This window comes from Paenibacillus sp. JT31N11 (genome assembly GCF_056269285.1).
Genome location: NZ_JBWDNQ010000004.1, coordinates 69,837 through 86,176, shown reverse-complemented (window position 1 = coordinate 86,176; position 16,340 = coordinate 69,837). Strand labels below are relative to the sequence as shown.

The following is a 16,340-nucleotide window of genomic DNA, read 5'->3' as shown; positions in this document are numbered from 1 at the left end:
TAATTGTTCTTCATCTTATCCTTTTATCCCGGTTGTTGCAATTCCTTCAACAAAATACTTCTGCAGGAACATAAAGACGAGCGTGGCAGGAATGATGGATACAAGCGACATCGCCAGCAGCTGGCCCCATTGCTGGGCGGATTGGGAATCGTTGATCATCCGCAGCGCCAGGCCGACCGTATATTTGTCTACCGAGTTGATGTACAGCAGATGACCGAGGAAATCGTCCCAATTCCACAGGAAGCAGAAGATCATGACGGTAACGATAGCAGGCTTGGTCAGGGGCATGACGACTCTCCAATAAATATCGAACCAGGTGCAGCCGTCCATTTTGGCCGATTCGTCAAGCTCTCTCGGAATCCCGCGCACAAATTGAATCAGCAGGAAGACAAAGAACGTTCCGCCCGCCCCGCTTGCCAGCAGGTGAGGCACGATAAACGGCAGATACGTGTTGACCCAGCCCAGCTGATAAAACAAGGCATATTGAGGAATAATCAGCACCTGTCCCGGCATCATCAGCGTCAGCATGAGCAGTGCGAACCAGAAGCTTTTGAGCGGAAAGTCCAGCCTTGCGAATCCGAACGCAACAAGCGTGCTGGAAATAAGCGTAGCAATGAGCACGGCAAGCTCCAGTCCGAATGTGTTGAGATAAAAATCCGTGAAGGAATGCCCGGGAACCGAGTTCCAGCCTTTTACAAAGTTGCTCCATTGGGGTACGGAAGGAAATATGTTCGGCGAGCTAAGCTCGCTGTTTTGTTTGAGCGATGCGCCGATCCACCAAAGGACCGGGTACAGCATCAAGATGCTGAAGACGATCATGAAAATATGCCGGACAGCCAGACTCCATTTTTTTGTCATTTGCGCTTTCTCCCTCCCGGCTGAGCTTCGTAGAACACCCAATATTTCGAGGTGCCGGCGATAACGACCGTTGCCACCACAATGATGACGAGCATAATCCAGGCCAATGCCGAGGAGTAGCCCAGCTGATACCGGCTGAATGCCCGCTCATACAAGTAAAGAGCATAGACATAGGTGGAGTTCATCGGCCCCCCGTTCGTAATGACAAAAGCCGAAGTGAACATCTGGAACGCGCCGATAACGGCCATGACAAGATTGAAGTACAAGATCGGCGAAAGCATGGGCAGCGTAATTCTGAAAAACTGAATGGGCTTGTTGGCGCCGTCCACCGACGAGGCTTCGTACAGATCGTTTGGAATCTGCTTCAGTCCTGCAAGAAAAATGACCATGGTCGAGCCGAATTGCCAGACCGTGAGCAGAACGAGCGTCCCCAGTGCCGTATCGGGGCTTGTGATCCATCCTTTTCCCTCTATGCCGAAGACCGCAATAATTTTATTGAATATCCCATCAACGCCGAAAATATTCCGCCACAGCAGCGACACCGCTATGCTTCCGCCAATCAGCGAAGGGAAATATATCGCTGTGCGGTAGAAGCTGATACCCTTTATCGCCTTATTAAGCACCAATGCTACGAACAGGGCAGCGGCGAGCTTCAACGGAACGGATGCAATGACGTACATGAACGTTACTTTTACGGACTGCACGAATTTGGGATCTTCCGTAAATATAAGCTCGTAGTTGCGGGTGCCTACCCATTTGATGGGCTCCATCAAGGTGTAGTCGGTAAGCGAATAATACAATGACAAGAATAGTGGATACGCGGTAAGTCCGATAAAGCCGAGCAGCCAAGGTGAAATAAACAAGTAGCCCGCAACGGGAGCGTTCCATCTGCTTGGGGTAGAACGCTTTTTCCTGGCGTTCTCAGTAATGTTTGCGGTAACGGCTGTGGAACGTTTCATGTGTAGTCACCTCTTGTAATCAATTTTATACTTTAAGTATAAAGGCGGGTTCCCCTAGACTAAAGGAGAGGAATCCTCGAATTCTTTCAAAATATAACGAAAAAAAAAGAAGAAGCGGCATTCTCGCCGCTTCTTCCAGAAGGTCCCGCGGTCACGCCGCTCCCCCGGGGTTACACCATTCGGAAGATATGCTTCCCGGAAATAAAATGAACCGGAATTGCAGGAAACCAGTCTTCGATCCGCTTGGACAGATACTTCATGCCGGGTTCTTCGCTTTGGGCATGACCCAGCATGATCAAAGCCTTCCGTCCGTGCTGATGGACAGCATCGCGCACATATTCCGGAGTCTCCCATTCCGGGCCTTCCCCTGCTATAATCAAGTCCACATTCTCTTTCCCCAAGAGCGGGATGGACAAGGCGCCTCCGCCTCTGTACCCTACCAGCAACCCGATCCGAGTACATGTCATGGATAAATCCCCGACCACGCGTACGTTGGGGATGTCCAGATTGCGCTTCGCGCATTCGGCTATTTCTTGGACAGTCATAGCCGGAACAGTGACAATTGAAGCCGCCGGCTGATGCTCAATCACACAGGATGCCCAGCCCAATTCCTCGATTAACCCTGCCATAATCCCGTCAGGCCGATAACGGTGCCAATAATCGTGAAACCTGTAAATAGCGATGCCGGACTCGTCGACAAGCTTTTGTTTTTGCTGATAGACCGGATCATGCTGCAGGGCTTCTCCTTGGTTATGGTGGCTGTAAAATGTTCCCTCATGCGAGATAATCAGATTCGCTCCCGCTGCAATTGCCTGTTCAATCACGTCCTGCGTCGCCATGAACGTGGTCGCGATTCCCTTCACAGCTGTGGACGGATCTCCTGACTCCAGCCCGTCTACCGTTTGCTCAAGCCGGTCAACGGGCTCCGTTAATTTATTCAAGACATCATTAATGGATATCGTCATGGCTGCCTCCCCCTCAATAACGCCAGGCCCGGAACAATGTCTGTTCCGGGCCTCACGTTCTTTATTTGTTATTCATATGCCTTTGCTGCCGACTTCAGCTGCTCGAAAGCCTGCTCCGGTGTTATTTTGTTGAAGCTGAGCGAATCGCGGACAAGCGGCCAATCCTTGTCCACATAATTCGTCCAGCCCCCAGGTCCGGCTGTCCAGGTTTGTCCGTCCTTCTGCGTTTCGCGAAGAAGCCCCATGCCGACTTTATCGATATCGCTCATACTGGCTTCCAGTGCGGCCGCATTGTCCTTATTAACCGGCAGCCCGCGCGAGGTCTTCAATATTTTAGCCGCCTCAGGGTCGTTTACGAACCAATTGACGAATTTTTTGGCTTCGTCTGTTTTCTTGGAGGCTGCGGAAACTGCCAGATACATGGAAGGCTTGAGCCATCCGCCCGCTTCTGTCGAACGAGGCATTTCTACAAGCGCGTAAGCGCCCTGCTTTAAGCTGTCCCATGAACCGTAATTATTGGAAAAACTGAAACGAATGAGAATCTTGCCGGCAACCATCAGATCCAGCTGGGGATCAAATTCTTTGTCTGATGAATTGATATCTGCCGGAGGAACGATTCCTTCCTTGCGCAGCTCTTCGAATTTTTTGGTCCATTCCAGAAAAGTAGCCTCATCCACGTTGAATTTGCCGTCCTTCGACACAATCGTGCCTTTGCCTTTGCTGTACTGGAATGCCGAATAGGCAAAATAGTCGCCTGCATAATCCTTGGTAAAGTACTGTCCGTCCGGCAGCTTGCTTTTGGTTTCCTCCGCCAACGCGAAGAAATCGTCCCACGTCCAGTCATTGGCAGGCGTTTTAACTCCGAGCTTATCCAGCGCCGCCTTGTCGAAGATCATTCCATAAGCGACAGAACCCAGCGGCACGGCGTATTGATTGCCGTCTGCTTGTCCACCGGCCAGCAATTTCGGATCAATTTTACTTACATCGACTTCCGGCGTCAAGAGAGCCAGTTGATTACGGGCCGCCCAATCCGGAGTCCAGCCCGGATCGAGTTGAATAACATCCGGCGCGTTATTGGCCGCAGCCTGCGTTGACAGCTTGTCCAGATAACCGTCTATGCCGGAATACTCCGGTTCGAACGTAACATTCGGATTATTTTTCGTGTACAGATCAAGCGCCGCCAGTGTTGCCTCATGCCGCTCCTGGGCACCCCACCACATAATGCGCAGCTTGACCGGCTTATCTCCCGTTTCTGCTGCAGAGCCCGCAGACTCCGAACCGTTGTTTGGCTCATTTCCGCCGCCGCATGCGGCCAGCAAGCCCACTAAAGCAATTGCAGCGAAGACTGTCAGAGAACGCTTCCATTTCAACATCGTTAACCCTCCTGTTTTTGAACAATGAATATCCTGCTCTGCTATTAAGAGTAACAAGTTAGCATGAAAGTTCATATAAGAGCGATGCACGAATTATTTTAAAATAGCCCGATTTCTCAGGATCAGTTCACCCGCCCGACCGGAGGCTGCGGGGCTATAAGGTCAAAAAAAGCCGCGATATACGCGGCTTCCCGTGGAATGATCCTGATTTTGAATCCCGCCAGCATGGTTCACAAGCTAGTCCGATTCGCCCAGCTCCACATTGTGATAGACCTGTTGAACATCCTCCAAATCCTCCAGCGCGTCAATTAATTTCTCGAATTGCGCCTGGGAATCCTCTGGAAGAGTTACGTAATTCTGGGCAAGCATGGTCAGCTCCGCAACGGTAAATTCGGTAATACCGGCATTCTTGAACGCCTCCTGGACGGCATGGAATTGATCGGGCTCAGCATAAACAATAATAATCCCGTCTTCCTCCACAATGTCCCTCACATCAACGCCAGATTCCAGCAATAGCTCCATGACCTCATCCAATGACTTGTCCGCCAGGCCAAAAACAGCCGTTGAATCGAACATATACGATACCGAACCGCTGACTCCCATGCTGCCGCCATTCTTATTAAATGCGGAGCGAACCTCCGGAGCCGTGCGGTTTACGTTATTCGTCAACGTATCCACGATGACCATAGAGCCGTTCGGTCCGAAGCCCTCGTACCGCAGTTCTACATAGTTTTCATCGCCGCTGCCTTTTGCTTTTTCAATTGCGCGGTCAATGATCGCTTTTGGCACATTGTATGTTTTAGCCCGTTCGAGTACAACCCTCAGCGTCCGGTTTGATTCCGGATCGGGCTCGCCCTTCTTGGCCGCCACATAAATTTCCAGGCCAAACTTTGCATAAATACGGCTCACGTTCGCATCCTTGGATGCTTTCTTTTCTTTAATATTGTTCCACTTACGTCCCATACTGTCCCCGCTTTCTACTTTGCTTTACATTAATTATAGCCGATTTATTAAGCTGTAGGCCAGTCTTGCAACTAGAACCACTCGAAATCCAGCAAGAATTCATCAAACAACCATTTATTTTCCAATTTATTTATTCGATAAGTACGATCTATTCCATATCCATCTTCATTAAGATAAGTTACCAGGATTAAAATTTCACTGTCATTTATCCATTTCACCTGCTTTAATGCATACTCTGTAATTTTATAGACACCATCCTGTTTTCCAAGTTTCGAATATTCTTTAACCATTTCATCCAATGATTTATTGGAAATATCAATTTTATTTTCAATTACTGATTCTATGAATTTAGTTGAAGCGTACTCCTTCCACCGATTTATATCGTTATAATTGCCGAAATACAATTGTATTACATTTAAAATCTCGCCATGTTCTACGCTGAGTTGGGCAATTCCATTAAACGGGTCTTCTGTATAATATGTACTGTCAATAATGTTCGGATCGATATCGTTCTTTATTTCTTCTGCAATTGCTTGATCCGAATATTCTTGAGACTCTTTTTTGCTTTCAGTTTCTTTTTGACAGCCTATTACACTTAGAGACAATACTGCTAGAATTACTATCAATTTAGTCATAAAGCGCTCCCTGTTTTGAACAAGCTTTTATAAGTCCCCCATATTGTTTATCGAGAAGGCCATTCATTCTTCCACAAATTAATCAGTCACACTCAATAAAGCAGCACTCCCTTTTATATCTTACTCTGACTATATGAATTTTAAAGCTCATGCCAAGCAAAATCAACTCAAACCGCTGCTCCTGAGACTGCAGCCTTCACAGTGCGGACTGCACGCTGCAGCTTGCAGCCTGCGATCCGTATTTTCGAACCACGAGCCTCCATTGTGATTTTGTTAAACAGGTCAGAATCCTCTACATTACGAACGCCAGGCATATGCCATAATGATGATGACAGGCAATTCAACTTCAATGCTGAAGAAGAGGAGTGGCGGAAATGGAACGAAGGGAATACGGCAATACCGGCATGCAGGTGAGCATGCTGGGCTTTGGCGCGGCAGAAATCGGGTTTATTCAAGCAGAGGCCAGGACAATTGAACGGCTGCTCGGCAGCGCGCTTGATTCGGGATTGAATCTGATCGATACCGGCGAATGCTACGGCGACAGCGAAGAACTGATCGGGCAAGCAGTCGGCCATCGCCGGAGCGATTATTATTTGTTTACCAAATGCGGGCATGGCAAGGTGGCGGGATATGAGCGCCCGGACTGGGAGCCTTCGCTGCTGGAGGAGACGATCGACCGCAGCCTGAAGCGGCTGAGGACGGACTATATCGACGTCATTCATCTGCATAACTGCTCCGAGGACATTTTGCGTCAGGGCGACGTGATCGAGGTGCTGCTGCGGGCCAGAGAGAAGGGGAAAATCCGCTTCGCGGGCTACAGCGGCGACCATTACGCCGCGCTTTATGCCGTGCAGTGCGGAGCGTTCCAGTCGCTCCAGACTTCTGTCAGCATCGCCGATCAGGAAGCGATCGAGCTGACTTTGCCGGAGGCGGCCAGGCAGGGCATCGGCGTGGTGGCCAAGCGCCCCGTCGCCAACGCAGTCTGGTTCGCGCCGGAGAATATCAATAACGAGCGCCATCAGGAGAACTGGAACCGGCTGCAGAAGCTGGACTACGATTTTCTGCAAAAGGACGGCGAAGCCGTGCTGAAGACGGCGCTCCGCTTCACCCTGGCCGTTCCCGGCGTCCATTCGGCGATCGTCGGCACGGCCAGGGAAGGCAGATGGCAGCAGAATGCCGCCTATCTGCAGAATGGAGTACTCGGGCAGGCCGAATATGAAGCGATCCGCGCTGTTTGGAAGGAAAGGGCCGAGCCGGACTGGCGCGGACTCGGCTGAGCCGCAGCTTATAAAGTCTATAAGTTGGGATGAAAGTCCCCTTGCTCTGGTCTGTAACGGGGGGATCTGTTGAAACCAAGAAGAACCGGCTAACGCCGTCCTCTGGGAGCGCAACGAGTTTCTTCCCTCAGAAATATAAGCAAAGGCATAGTGGGTTTAAAACATTCTTCTATTTGAACAAAGCCGATTCTTCCTCTCTTGTCGCAGGAAAAATCGGCTTTTGTTTTCTCGTATTACTCCTCCACGATTGCGACCGGACGAGCCCAGCCGGCACTCGCCTTTTCGACTTTGACCGGAAAGCAGCTGACTTTGAAGCCAAACGGCTTCGGAATTTGCTCCAAATTGGCCAGCTTCTCGATTTGGCAATATTCGCGGTCCTTGCCGACATAATGCGCTGCCCAGAGGACGCCTTCCCTCGGCTGCTTCTTATACGCTTCAGCCTGCAGGTTGAGCGGGATATCCCAGCCCCAGCCGTCAGTACCGACTACCTTGATCCCTTGATCCAGCAGCCACAGCGTAGCCTCGGCTGATACCCCGGCGTGAAGGAACGCATAATGCTCGTGATACAGCCGTTTGTCCGCATCGCTCCGGATAAGTACGATATCGAGCGGTTTCAGCGTATACCCGATCCGTTTCAGCTCGGTAATCAGGTCATCCGTCTGAATCTCGTAACCAGGCGGCTTCCCGCTGAAATCGAGCACCACGCCATCAGAATAAAACCATTCCAGCGGCAGCTCGTCAATCGTCCTTGCCTGTTTTCCTTCCGAAGTCGGCCAGTAGTGCCACGGCGCATCAATATGAGTGCCAGCATGCGTGTTCAGCGTCACCGTTTCCGTCGCCCACGCCTTGCCTTCCGGAAAATCCTCCTGCTTGAGGCCGAGTGCCTCCGCCGCTTGCAGCGCCCCGTCCTCATGAGTCGCATACTCGATTTTCGCCGGCAGCGGCTCGCGGATGCTCGGACTGATCGGCACGCTCAAGTCGATAAGCTTCATCACATAAATCCCCCTTCATTGTCACCGGGTATTATACCATATTGCTCTAACTGCAGATCACCTGCCGTTATGAACATTTACGATAACTTAATCTTTCAGTTTATTCAGATACATCAGTCAACTGATGTATCTGAATAAGCGCTCCAGGAGCCAATTATTTTTTAGCCATATACTTGCGGATATCGAATGCAACGGCTGCGACGATAATGAGACCTTTAATGATCAGCTGCCAATAAGGGCTGACGCCGATAAAGGTCAGACCGTAGTTGATCACGCCGAAGATCAGCACGCCCGCCATAACGCCTGGCACCGTACCGATGCCGCCGGCCGTTGAAACACCCCCGACCACGCAGGCCGCAATGGCGTCAAGCTCGTACATATTGCCGTAATTGTTCGTCGCTCCGCCGGTGCGCGCCGCCTCCAGCACTCCCGCGAGTCCGTAGAGCGCCCCGGAGATGGAATAGACGGCAATGAGGCTGCGGGCAACATTAATGCCCGATACATGCGCCGCCTGAACGTTGCCGCCGATGGCGTACATGTTTTTGCCAAGCCGCGTTTTATTGAACACGACCCAGCAAATCAAGGCGACAATGACTGCGATAATGACAATGTTGGGGATCGAGTAGCCGCCCCCGAGATCGATAAAGCCGGAGCCCCATTTCGTGAAATCCGGGCGGAGGCCTCCGATCGGCTGCGACTGGTTCGGCTCCATGTCGAAGTAGATGGAGTTGACGCCGTATATGCCGACCATTGTGCCCAGCGTGGCGATGAACGGGGGCACGTGAAGCTTGGCGATGATCAAGCCGTTCACCAGTCCCACCAGCAAGCCCGCGATAATGCCCACAATAATGGGAGTGCCCACCCACAGCTGTGGGAGATCCGGAAAAAACCGGTTTGTGTACGACTCGATCTGAAGCATGGAAGCCGAGATGACGGCTGTCAGCCCGACAACCCGGCCCGCGGATAAATCCACCCCGCCCGTTATGAGAATGAACGCCGCGCCCAGCGCGATAATCAATCTTGTTGAGGATTGCTGCAGAATGTCGCGCAGCGTCGAAAAGCCCAAAAAATGCGGATCCGCAATCGCGATTCCGATAACCAGCAGTATCAATACAACGAATATAGCGCGCTGCGCCAAATAAGTTCTGACTTTCATCATGGTTTGTGTATTCATTCGTTAACCCTCCCTGATTCGACCGACCGCTGCTGTGCGGCCAGCCTCATGATCTCCTGCTCCGTTGCCGCGCCGCCCTCTACGATTCCCGTCTTACGGCCCTCGGACATGACCATGATCCGGTCGGACATGCCAATCAGCTCCGGCATTTCGGAGGAAATCATAATAATGCTTTTTCCCTGTTTGGCCAGCTGTGCAATAATCGTATAAATTTCATATTTGGCGCCGACATCAATGCCGCGCGTAGGCTCATCCAGAAGCAAAATATCCGGCTCGGTAAGCAGCCAGCGCGCAAGCAGCACCTTCTGCTGATTCCCTCCCGACAGATTACGGATCTGGGTATTCACCGACGGCGTCTTCGTCCGCAGCTTCTCGACATTCTGCTGCGCCTCTTCTCTTCCTTTGCGCTCATTCAGCAGGCCGGCCCGGTTCTGGTAGCGGCCCAAATTGGCTATAATCGTATTCTCGTACACCGACAGCACGGGAAATATGCCGGTGGCCCGCCTCTCCTCTGTCAGCAGGGCGATTCTATGCCTCTTCGCATCGGAAGGCGATTTGATCCTTACGGCTTTGCCATGGATCGATACGGTGCCGGAAGCGACGCTGCGAAGACCGAAAAGCGCTTCGACCAGCTCGGTCCGCTGCGCGCCGACAAGTCCGCCAAGACCCAGAATCTCCCCTTTGCGCAGTTCAAAGGATACGTTCTGGAACGATTTCGGATTCGCCGAGCTTAAGGACTCGACCTTCATCAGCGTATCCCCCGGCACATGCGTCCGTTCCGGGAAGCGCTCCGTCAAGTCGCGGCCGACCATCCGTTTAATGATCAGATCCATCGTCAGCTCGCCAGCCGCCCATGTCCCTACCCGCTTGCCGTCACGCATAATTGTCACATCGTCGGAAATACGCAGGATTTCCTCCATTTTGTGAGAGATATAGATGATGGATACACCGCGCGAGCGAAGCCGGTTAATGATGGTGAACAGCTGCTCCACCTCGTTGCCGGTAAGCGAGGATGTCGGTTCGTCCATGACGATTACCTTCGAATGGAACGATACGGCCTTGACGATTTCAAGCGACTGGATCTTCGAGACGGACAGCGATCCCGTCTGAGCCCGCGGATCGATATCGATATCAAGGTCGCGGAAGATCTCCAATGTATCCTGATACATTTTTTTTTCATTTACTAACCGGAATGGCCCATAGCCGAAGGTGGGAAACCGTCCGAGCCAAATATTTTCCATCACATTGCGGTAGGGCACCGGATGCAGCTCCTGATGAATCATGGAGACGCCCAGATTCAGGGCATCTCTGGAATTCTGGATCGCTACCTGCTGACCGCTAAGTTTAATCTCGCCCGAGTCCGGTTGATAAATGCCGAATAAACATTTCATTAACGTTGATTTGCCTGCGCCGTTCTCCCCCATCAGCGCATGAACGGTCCCCGGCCGGACATGCAGCGCAACCTGATCAAGGGCCTTCACACCCGGAAATTCCTTCGAAATGCCGTTCATTTCCAAAAGATATTCGCCCATTACGATCCCTCCACTCCCCGTTTAATGCAGCAGAAAGGGCCAGACGAGCTTTCCGCCTGCCCCTTTCCGGCTTCCCTTTTTACTTTGCGTCGTCCATGTTGTCCTTCGTGATTTTCACGTACGGTACCCATACATACTTGCCGTCTACAAGGTCGTAGCCGGTCGTTTCCTTGTTGGGCGTCTCGCCCTTGGCGACTGCTGCGGCAATGTTCAGCGTCGCTTTGCCCTGATTGACCGCATCGTTCAGGACAGTGCCCAGCATCGTCCCGTCCTGCAGCGCCTGCAGCGCGGGAGCCGTTGCATCTACGCCGACGACAGGCATTGTTTTATCGCCTGTGAAATAGCCAGCCGCCTTTAACGCCTCGATCGCTCCCAGAGCCATATCGTCGTTGTTCGCCAGCACCGCTTCGATTTTATCGCCATTGGCTGCAAGGAACGCCGACATCTTTTCCTGTCCCTTCACTCTGTCCCACATCGCCGTATCTTCCGCAACCTTCTCTACCTTGATGCCTGCCGCTTCAATTGCCTTGACCGAATACTCCGTACGAAGCTCCGCGTCCTGGTGGCCCGGCTCGCCCTTGAGCATGACATACTGCAGCACGCCATCGCCATTCTTGTCCGCTGCCGGGTTGGCTTTCCAGTAGTCTACGATCAGCTCCCCGGACATCGTGCCCGACTCCTCGGCCTTTGCGCCGACATAATACACTTTATCCCACTTCTGCATATCCTCCGGCAGCGGCTCGCGGTTGAAGAATACAATCGGCGTATCCGCTGCCTTTGCTTTATCGATCAGAGTGCCTGCCGCTGTCCGGTCTACCGAGTTGATAGCCAAAGCGCTCACCTTTTTCGTAATGAACAAATCAACCTTGTCGTTCTGCGTAGGCTGCGAGTTTTGGCTGTCGACGATATCGACAGTCGCCACTCCGCTTGCCGCCTCGGAAATGGCGTTGCGGACGCCCGTCATAAACGTGTCGTCAAATTTGTAAATGGCCACGCCGACTGTCGGCAAATCACCGCCGCTGCCCCCGTTTGATGCCGTATTTGGCTCATTCGAACAGCCGACCGCTGCCGTGGACAGCATCGCGCCAATGGCAAGTACTGAAATCATCTTTTTCATGCATACAACCTCCCGATTAATGTGTATTTGTTCCCGCTACGTTATCATTATGCTCCCGGGAGGGCCTTGGCGGAATTGATTATTCTCATGTGTTCTATCGATTTTCTCATGCCTTTATTTGATAAAGGGAAACAGCAGCTTCTGGTTTTTCTCGTCCAGCATATTGTTTATATCAATAACGACCGTACCGCTGTCCACCCGCTCCGGGAGCTTTTTCCCGTCTGCCGCCTCCACCGCATACTTGACGCTCAGATAACCCATCGTAAAGGGATTTTGCACAATCGTGGACTGGATGACGCCTTCCTGCAGCATCTCCATAATTTCCGAAGTGCTGTCAAAGCCGATTACCTTGATTTTTTCGCCCATACCAAGCTCTGCCACCACGTTCATGACGCCGATCGTCGCAATGGCATTCAATGCAACAATGCCGTCTATTTGGCCGTATTCCTGAAGAATTTCTCTTGTAACCTGCTCCGCGGTCGCAATATCCGACTGGGCATACCGCAGATCGACGACCTGCACGCCGGAATACTGCGCAAGCAAATTGAGCAGGCCCTCCTCTCTCTGCACGGCATTTCGCGCGCCTTCGACGAAGCTGACGACGGCGACCCTGCTGTTGTCGCCGGTCTGCTCGATCAGCTCCATCCCGGCCTTCCGCCCGGCGGCATAATTATCGGTGCCGATGTAGCTTTTCGCTTTCGTTGAAGCCACCTCGGTATCAATCGAGATAACGGGAATTCCGGCGCTTCCGGCCTTGTCAGTCGCCTGGCCGAGCGATAAATAATCGTTGGCAGCCAATATAAGAGCATCGACCTTCCAGTCGATGGCCTGCTCGACCAACCGGATTTGCCCGCGGACATCCGTTTCCAGGGGCGGGGCCGTAAAACGCAGATCAACCCCGAATTCCTTCGCCGCAACCTCCGCTCCCATCTGCACCGTTCCCCAATACTCGCCCTGGTTCATCTTCACGACCATGGCGATTTTCTTCCTGCCGACCGAAGCCATTGCGTCGCTGCCTCCGCTGCATCCGGTTACAAGCAGGATCAAGGCACTTATGAGAAGCAGGCATCTGGCTGCAGACGCAGGCTTTATTCCAACCCAAGCGGAATCCATACATTCACCTCCGTTCCTTCCTCCAGCTCGCTTGCCACTTCAATGCCGTACTGCATGCCGAAATACAATTGAATCCTTTCATGCACATTGCGCAGTCCCACACCCGAGCCTTCTCCTTCCGTGCGCGAGCCCCGCAGCAGTACACGCAGCCGGTCAGGCGGAATGCCCAGTCCGTTGTCCTTTACCTGAAGACGGATCCGGTCCCCGACCGCTTCAGCCGAAATCCGGATCATACCGGGATCCACCATTTTCTCAAAGCCGTGATAAATCGAATTTTCCACAATCGGCTGCAGGATCAGCTTTATCGTTTTGCACATCAGCACCTTTTCGCTTGCTTCAATGGAAAAGGTGAATTTCTTTTTAAACCGGATTTCCTGGATCGTCAAATAACTGCGGATATGCTCAAGCTCGTCGCTAAGCAAAATAATATTGTCTCCCCGGCTCAGCGAAATCCGGAAAAACCGGGACAGCGAGGTAATCATCCGGACAACATCCTCGTTCTTCCCGGAGCTGGCCAATCGGACGACTGAATTCAAGGTATTATATAAAAAGTGCGGATTAATTTGCGCCTGAAGCACTTCAAATTCACGTTTGCGCTTCTCTTCCTGCTCTTCAACGATCTGCTTCATCAAATCTCTTATCCGCGTGACCATAATATTGAAACGGGCCGACAGCTTCACGACTTCGACGTAGCCGCGCACATTAATCGTCGTGCCGAAATTGCCCTGCTCGACCCGTTTCATGGAACGCTCCAGACTTTTGATCGGCCGCGACAAATAAGAGGAGACAAAATAAGCCAAAATGACGACGAAGCCCAGAACGGCAAGCATCAGCTTGAGCATGAATTCCGTCATTTCCCTGCGCGTCGTAACCGCCTCGTCCATAAACGATACGCCAATCACCTTCCACTGGATGCCGGGGATGGTCTGAACCGTAATAAGCCGTTCCTCTCCTAAAGCGGTGTCTTTAAAGGAAGCATTGGAGACCCGGCTTACCTTCTCGACATTCTCGCTTTTCAGCCCCGCATAAATAAGCTGCTGCTGCGGGTGATAGACAATATTACCGTAGGAGTCAATCATATAGACGTATCCTTTTTCCCCCAGGCTGACCTTCTGCATCAACGTGTCGATGGTCTTGAAGTTGACGTCGAGCAGCAGCACGCCTTCGATGGCTTGGCCTTCCTTCTCAAGTGTCAATTTTTTGCTCAAGGATACGACCCAGGGATACCTGCCTTTGAACAGATTCTGAATATGGGGGGACGAGAACGAGACAGGATCCCGATCCTTCAGTGCCTGCACAAACCAGCCTTGTGTCGGGACATTGGTATATTTGCGCTGCACCCCCTCTGGAATATCGGCTACAAGATTGCCATGGCGGTCAAAAAAGATAATCGATACAATGTCCTCTCTCGTATCCAGCACCGTGTCCAGCTCCCGCTGCAGCTGAGAGTCGGGAAATTGCCGGGACTTCTGAATTTTATCTTCGATCAGTGAGAAGGTGCCGGCGGTGCCATTCAAATAAGCTTCAACATTATAGGAAACCTGCTGCACAATTTGCTGGGTGCTCCTCTCCGCGTTCAATCCGGCCGTTGCGGCAAATTTGCTGTACAGCAAAAATCCGACGAGCAGCATCGCCAGCACGGACAAAGACACGAACGAGGCTGTAATCCAGAACTGGATACTCCGCAGGAGATTATTCATCGACCGGCACCCTTGCGCTGCTCCGGTATTCCTTCGGCGAAATGCCGTACATCTTCTTGAAGGAAAAGCTGAAATAATTCGGATCGGCATAGCCTGCCTTCTCGGCTATTTCAAACGCTTTCATATCTGTCGTGCAAAGCAGCTCCTTGGCAATCTCCATACGGAATTGCTGAAGATAGGCGACGAAGGTTTGCTTGGTTTCTTTCTTGAACAAGCCGCTGAAATAGCCCGCGCTGATGTAGAGCTCGCCGCACAGCTTCTGAACGCTCAGCTCAGGATCCGCATAATGCCCTTTCACATATTCTTTGGCTTGTTCAATCAGAGATCTTTGCGTAGAGCGTCGTTCACTCGCAATTTGACGCATAAGACGGATGCTGACATGGACGGCCCAATGCTTCGCCTCTTCAAGATTTTGAAACCGGTCGATTTGCGCAAACAGGCTTGTCTCGGAGGACGGCACCTGTTCAATCGCAGTTCCAACCTCCTTCGCAACGCGAAATATTGCCGTTACCAGCTCAAGCAAATAGAGCTGCAAATCCATCACCGTTCCGCCCGTATCGGATAGTTCCCGAAACAGCTCGCTAATAATCGTGAGCAGCTCCGGTTCCGTGCCGACCTTAATGCAGCGCATAAGCGCTTGCTGCTTCAGCTCATCGAACCGGGCGGCAGGGGTAGGCGTCCTCTGCTCAACGTCGCCGATCAGAATGACCCGGTTATTGCCCAGCAGCAGACGATAATCCAGCGCTTGTGCAGCGGAATCGTAAGCTTCCTTAGCGTCAACCAGCCGCCCGATAGGCGTGCCCAGACCGATGGTGACGGTGCATTTTAAATAATTTTCGACGCCTTGCCTGATTTCCTCCATTGCGGCGGATATGCGGTAGATGAGCGAATTCCGGGAGGTTTCCGGACCCGAAGCCAGAATGACAACATCATGGCCGTGAATAAATGCCCTGGCCGGCGGTTCCAGCCGCCCGGCAATTTCCCCGGCAATGTTGTAGAGGGCGAACAATTGGAGCGCTTTATCCGAAGCGAGGCCAACGTCCTCCTCAGGCTGGGAATCCACGCGTATAACCGCGACGATGAAGGAGCCCCCCTCCAACTGCAAGCCGCATAATTCCGAATGGCTGTGCAGCTCAAGAATTGTCAGCTTTCTGCTCATGAGCGACGACAAAAACAGCTGCTGCAGCAAAGGCAGGCTTTGCCTGTAATGCTCGCGGAGCGTTTCTATATTTTTTCTGGCATCGATCTCCTCGTCGATGGTCTGCTTGACCTTGCGCAGCACATGCGTAAACTCCTGCGAGGAGAAAGGCTTTAACAGATATTCATCAATGTGAAGCTTGATCGCGCGCCGCGCATATTCGAATTCGTCGAACCCGGTAAAGATAATAATTTTCACAGTCGGCCGAAGCTCGCGGATTTTCTCCGCTAATTCAAGACCGTTCATGTACGGCATACTTATGTCTGTTACGACGACATCCGGCGTAACCCGGTCCAGCATGTCCAACGCTTCTTTTCCGTTCTCGGCGGTCGCAATGACCTCAATTCCAAGACCTGCCCAGTCTACCTCGCCAAGCATGCCTTCGCGCACATCCGCCTCATCATCAACCAACATTAATTTATACATTCGATATCCCCCATATCGCGGTGCCTGTTTGGCCGCTTCATAACAGGAAGAACGACCC

At 52.0% G+C, this 16,340-nt stretch carries 14 protein-coding genes; 1 reads left to right on the top strand and 13 read right to left on the bottom strand.

What is annotated here, in order from left to right; translation table 11 throughout:
* Window positions 1–15: 15 nt before the first annotated feature.
* The 6 genes from AC0YNV_RS16325 to AC0YNV_RS16300 form a co-directional block, all read right to left on the bottom strand.
* The gene (locus tag AC0YNV_RS16325) at window positions 16–858 is read right to left on the bottom strand and encodes a carbohydrate ABC transporter permease (RefSeq protein WP_475769011.1); all 843 of its coding nucleotides are present in this window, start codon (window positions 856–858) and stop codon (window positions 16–18) included.
* Window positions 855–1,817 (bottom strand): carbohydrate ABC transporter permease, encoded by a 963-nt coding sequence (locus tag AC0YNV_RS16320; RefSeq protein WP_475769010.1) that lies wholly within the window; start codon window positions 1,815–1,817, stop codon window positions 855–857. The genes AC0YNV_RS16325 and AC0YNV_RS16320 overlap by 4 nt, the downstream gene beginning before the upstream one ends.
* A 170-nt stretch (window positions 1,818–1,987) precedes the next feature.
* Window positions 1,988–2,782 (bottom strand): Nif3-like dinuclear metal center hexameric protein, encoded by a 795-nt coding sequence (locus AC0YNV_RS16315; RefSeq protein ID WP_475769009.1) that lies wholly within the window; start codon window positions 2,780–2,782, stop codon window positions 1,988–1,990.
* 68 nt (window positions 2,783–2,850) lie between these two features.
* The gene (locus AC0YNV_RS16310; RefSeq protein ID WP_475769008.1) at window positions 2,851–4,155 is read right to left on the bottom strand and encodes an ABC transporter substrate-binding protein; all 1,305 of its coding nucleotides are present in this window, start codon (window positions 4,153–4,155) and stop codon (window positions 2,851–2,853) included.
* 237 nt (window positions 4,156–4,392) lie between these two features.
* Complete coding sequence (locus tag AC0YNV_RS16305) at window positions 4,393–5,118, bottom strand: YebC/PmpR family DNA-binding transcriptional regulator (protein ID WP_475769007.1); 726 nt, start codon at window positions 5,116–5,118, stop codon at window positions 4,393–4,395.
* 71 nt (window positions 5,119–5,189) lie between these two features.
* Window positions 5,190–5,753, bottom strand: coding sequence for a hypothetical protein (locus AC0YNV_RS16300; RefSeq protein ID WP_475769006.1), 564 nt, complete (start codon window positions 5,751–5,753; stop codon window positions 5,190–5,192).
* A gap of 374 nt (window positions 5,754–6,127) precedes the next feature.
* Between AC0YNV_RS16300 and AC0YNV_RS16295 the strand changes: the two genes are divergently transcribed.
* Window positions 6,128–7,030, top strand: coding sequence for an aldo/keto reductase (locus tag AC0YNV_RS16295; RefSeq protein WP_210044510.1), 903 nt, complete (start codon window positions 6,128–6,130; stop codon window positions 7,028–7,030).
* Window positions 7,031–7,263: 233 nt separating this feature from the next.
* Here the strand turns inward: AC0YNV_RS16295 and AC0YNV_RS16290 are convergent, their stop codons facing one another.
* From AC0YNV_RS16290 to AC0YNV_RS16260, 7 genes are all read right to left on the bottom strand, one after another.
* The gene (locus tag AC0YNV_RS16290; protein ID WP_475769005.1) at window positions 7,264–8,022 is read right to left on the bottom strand and encodes a cyclase family protein; all 759 of its coding nucleotides are present in this window, start codon (window positions 8,020–8,022) and stop codon (window positions 7,264–7,266) included.
* Window positions 8,023–8,176: 154 nt separating this feature from the next.
* Complete coding sequence (gene mglC / locus AC0YNV_RS16285) at window positions 8,177–9,196, bottom strand: galactose/methyl galactoside ABC transporter permease MglC (RefSeq protein ID WP_475769004.1); 1,020 nt, start codon at window positions 9,194–9,196, stop codon at window positions 8,177–8,179.
* A complete protein-coding gene (locus AC0YNV_RS16280) occupies window positions 9,193–10,728 on the bottom strand; it encodes a sugar ABC transporter ATP-binding protein (protein ID WP_210044498.1) in 1,536 nt (511 codons plus the stop codon). Before AC0YNV_RS16280 ends, mglC begins: the two co-directional genes overlap by 4 nt.
* A 79-nt stretch (window positions 10,729–10,807) precedes the next feature.
* A complete protein-coding gene (locus tag AC0YNV_RS16275) occupies window positions 10,808–11,845 on the bottom strand; it encodes a galactose ABC transporter substrate-binding protein (protein ID WP_210044496.1) in 1,038 nt (345 codons plus the stop codon).
* A 114-nt stretch (window positions 11,846–11,959) separates the two neighbouring features.
* Complete coding sequence (locus AC0YNV_RS16270; RefSeq protein ID WP_475769003.1) at window positions 11,960–12,958, bottom strand: substrate-binding domain-containing protein; 999 nt, start codon at window positions 12,956–12,958, stop codon at window positions 11,960–11,962.
* Window positions 12,934–14,658: a sensor histidine kinase gene (locus AC0YNV_RS16265; protein ID WP_475769002.1), complete on the bottom strand. Its 1,725-nt coding sequence runs from the start codon at window positions 14,656–14,658 to the stop codon at window positions 12,934–12,936. The genes AC0YNV_RS16270 and AC0YNV_RS16265 overlap by 25 nt, the downstream gene beginning before the upstream one ends.
* Window positions 14,651–16,282 (bottom strand): response regulator, encoded by a 1,632-nt coding sequence (locus tag AC0YNV_RS16260; protein ID WP_475769001.1) that lies wholly within the window; start codon window positions 16,280–16,282, stop codon window positions 14,651–14,653. Before AC0YNV_RS16260 ends, AC0YNV_RS16265 begins: the two co-directional genes overlap by 8 nt.
* Window positions 16,283–16,340 lie beyond the last annotated feature (58 nt).

Bases quoted from the DNA above. Each gene is read 5' to 3' on its own strand.
- AC0YNV_RS16305 (WP_475769007.1), bottom strand. From the start codon at position 5,118: ATGGGACGTAAGTGGAACAATATTAAAGAAAAGAAAGCATCCAAGGAT.
- AC0YNV_RS16265 (WP_475769002.1), bottom strand. From the start codon at position 14,658: ATGAATAATCTCCTGCGGAGTATCCAGTTCTGGATTACAGCCTCGTTC.
- AC0YNV_RS16310 (WP_475769008.1), bottom strand. From the start codon at position 4,155: ATGTTGAAATGGAAGCGTTCTCTGACAGTCTTCGCTGCAATTGCTTTA.
- AC0YNV_RS16300 (WP_475769006.1), bottom strand. From the start codon at position 5,753: ATGACTAAATTGATAGTAATTCTAGCAGTATTGTCTCTAAGTGTAATA.
- mglC (WP_475769004.1), bottom strand. From the start codon at position 9,196: ATGAATACACAAACCATGATGAAAGTCAGAACTTATTTGGCGCAGCGC.
- AC0YNV_RS16275 (WP_210044496.1), bottom strand. From the start codon at position 11,845: ATGAAAAAGATGATTTCAGTACTTGCCATTGGCGCGATGCTGTCCACG.
- AC0YNV_RS16325 (WP_475769011.1), bottom strand. From the start codon at position 858: ATGACAAAAAAATGGAGTCTGGCTGTCCGGCATATTTTCATGATCGTC.
- AC0YNV_RS16315 (WP_475769009.1), bottom strand. From the start codon at position 2,782: ATGACGATATCCATTAATGATGTCTTGAATAAATTAACGGAGCCCGTT.
- AC0YNV_RS16320 (WP_475769010.1), bottom strand. From the start codon at position 1,817: ATGAAACGTTCCACAGCCGTTACCGCAAACATTACTGAGAACGCCAGG.
- AC0YNV_RS16280 (WP_210044498.1), bottom strand. From the start codon at position 10,728: ATGGGCGAATATCTTTTGGAAATGAACGGCATTTCGAAGGAATTTCCG.
- AC0YNV_RS16270 (WP_475769003.1), bottom strand. From the start codon at position 12,958: ATGGATTCCGCTTGGGTTGGAATAAAGCCTGCGTCTGCAGCCAGATGC.
- AC0YNV_RS16295 (WP_210044510.1), top strand. From the start codon at position 6,128: ATGGAACGAAGGGAATACGGCAATACCGGCATGCAGGTGAGCATGCTG.
- AC0YNV_RS16290 (WP_475769005.1), bottom strand. From the start codon at position 8,022: ATGAAGCTTATCGACTTGAGCGTGCCGATCAGTCCGAGCATCCGCGAG.
- AC0YNV_RS16260 (WP_475769001.1), bottom strand. From the start codon at position 16,282: ATGTATAAATTAATGTTGGTTGATGATGAGGCGGATGTGCGCGAAGGC.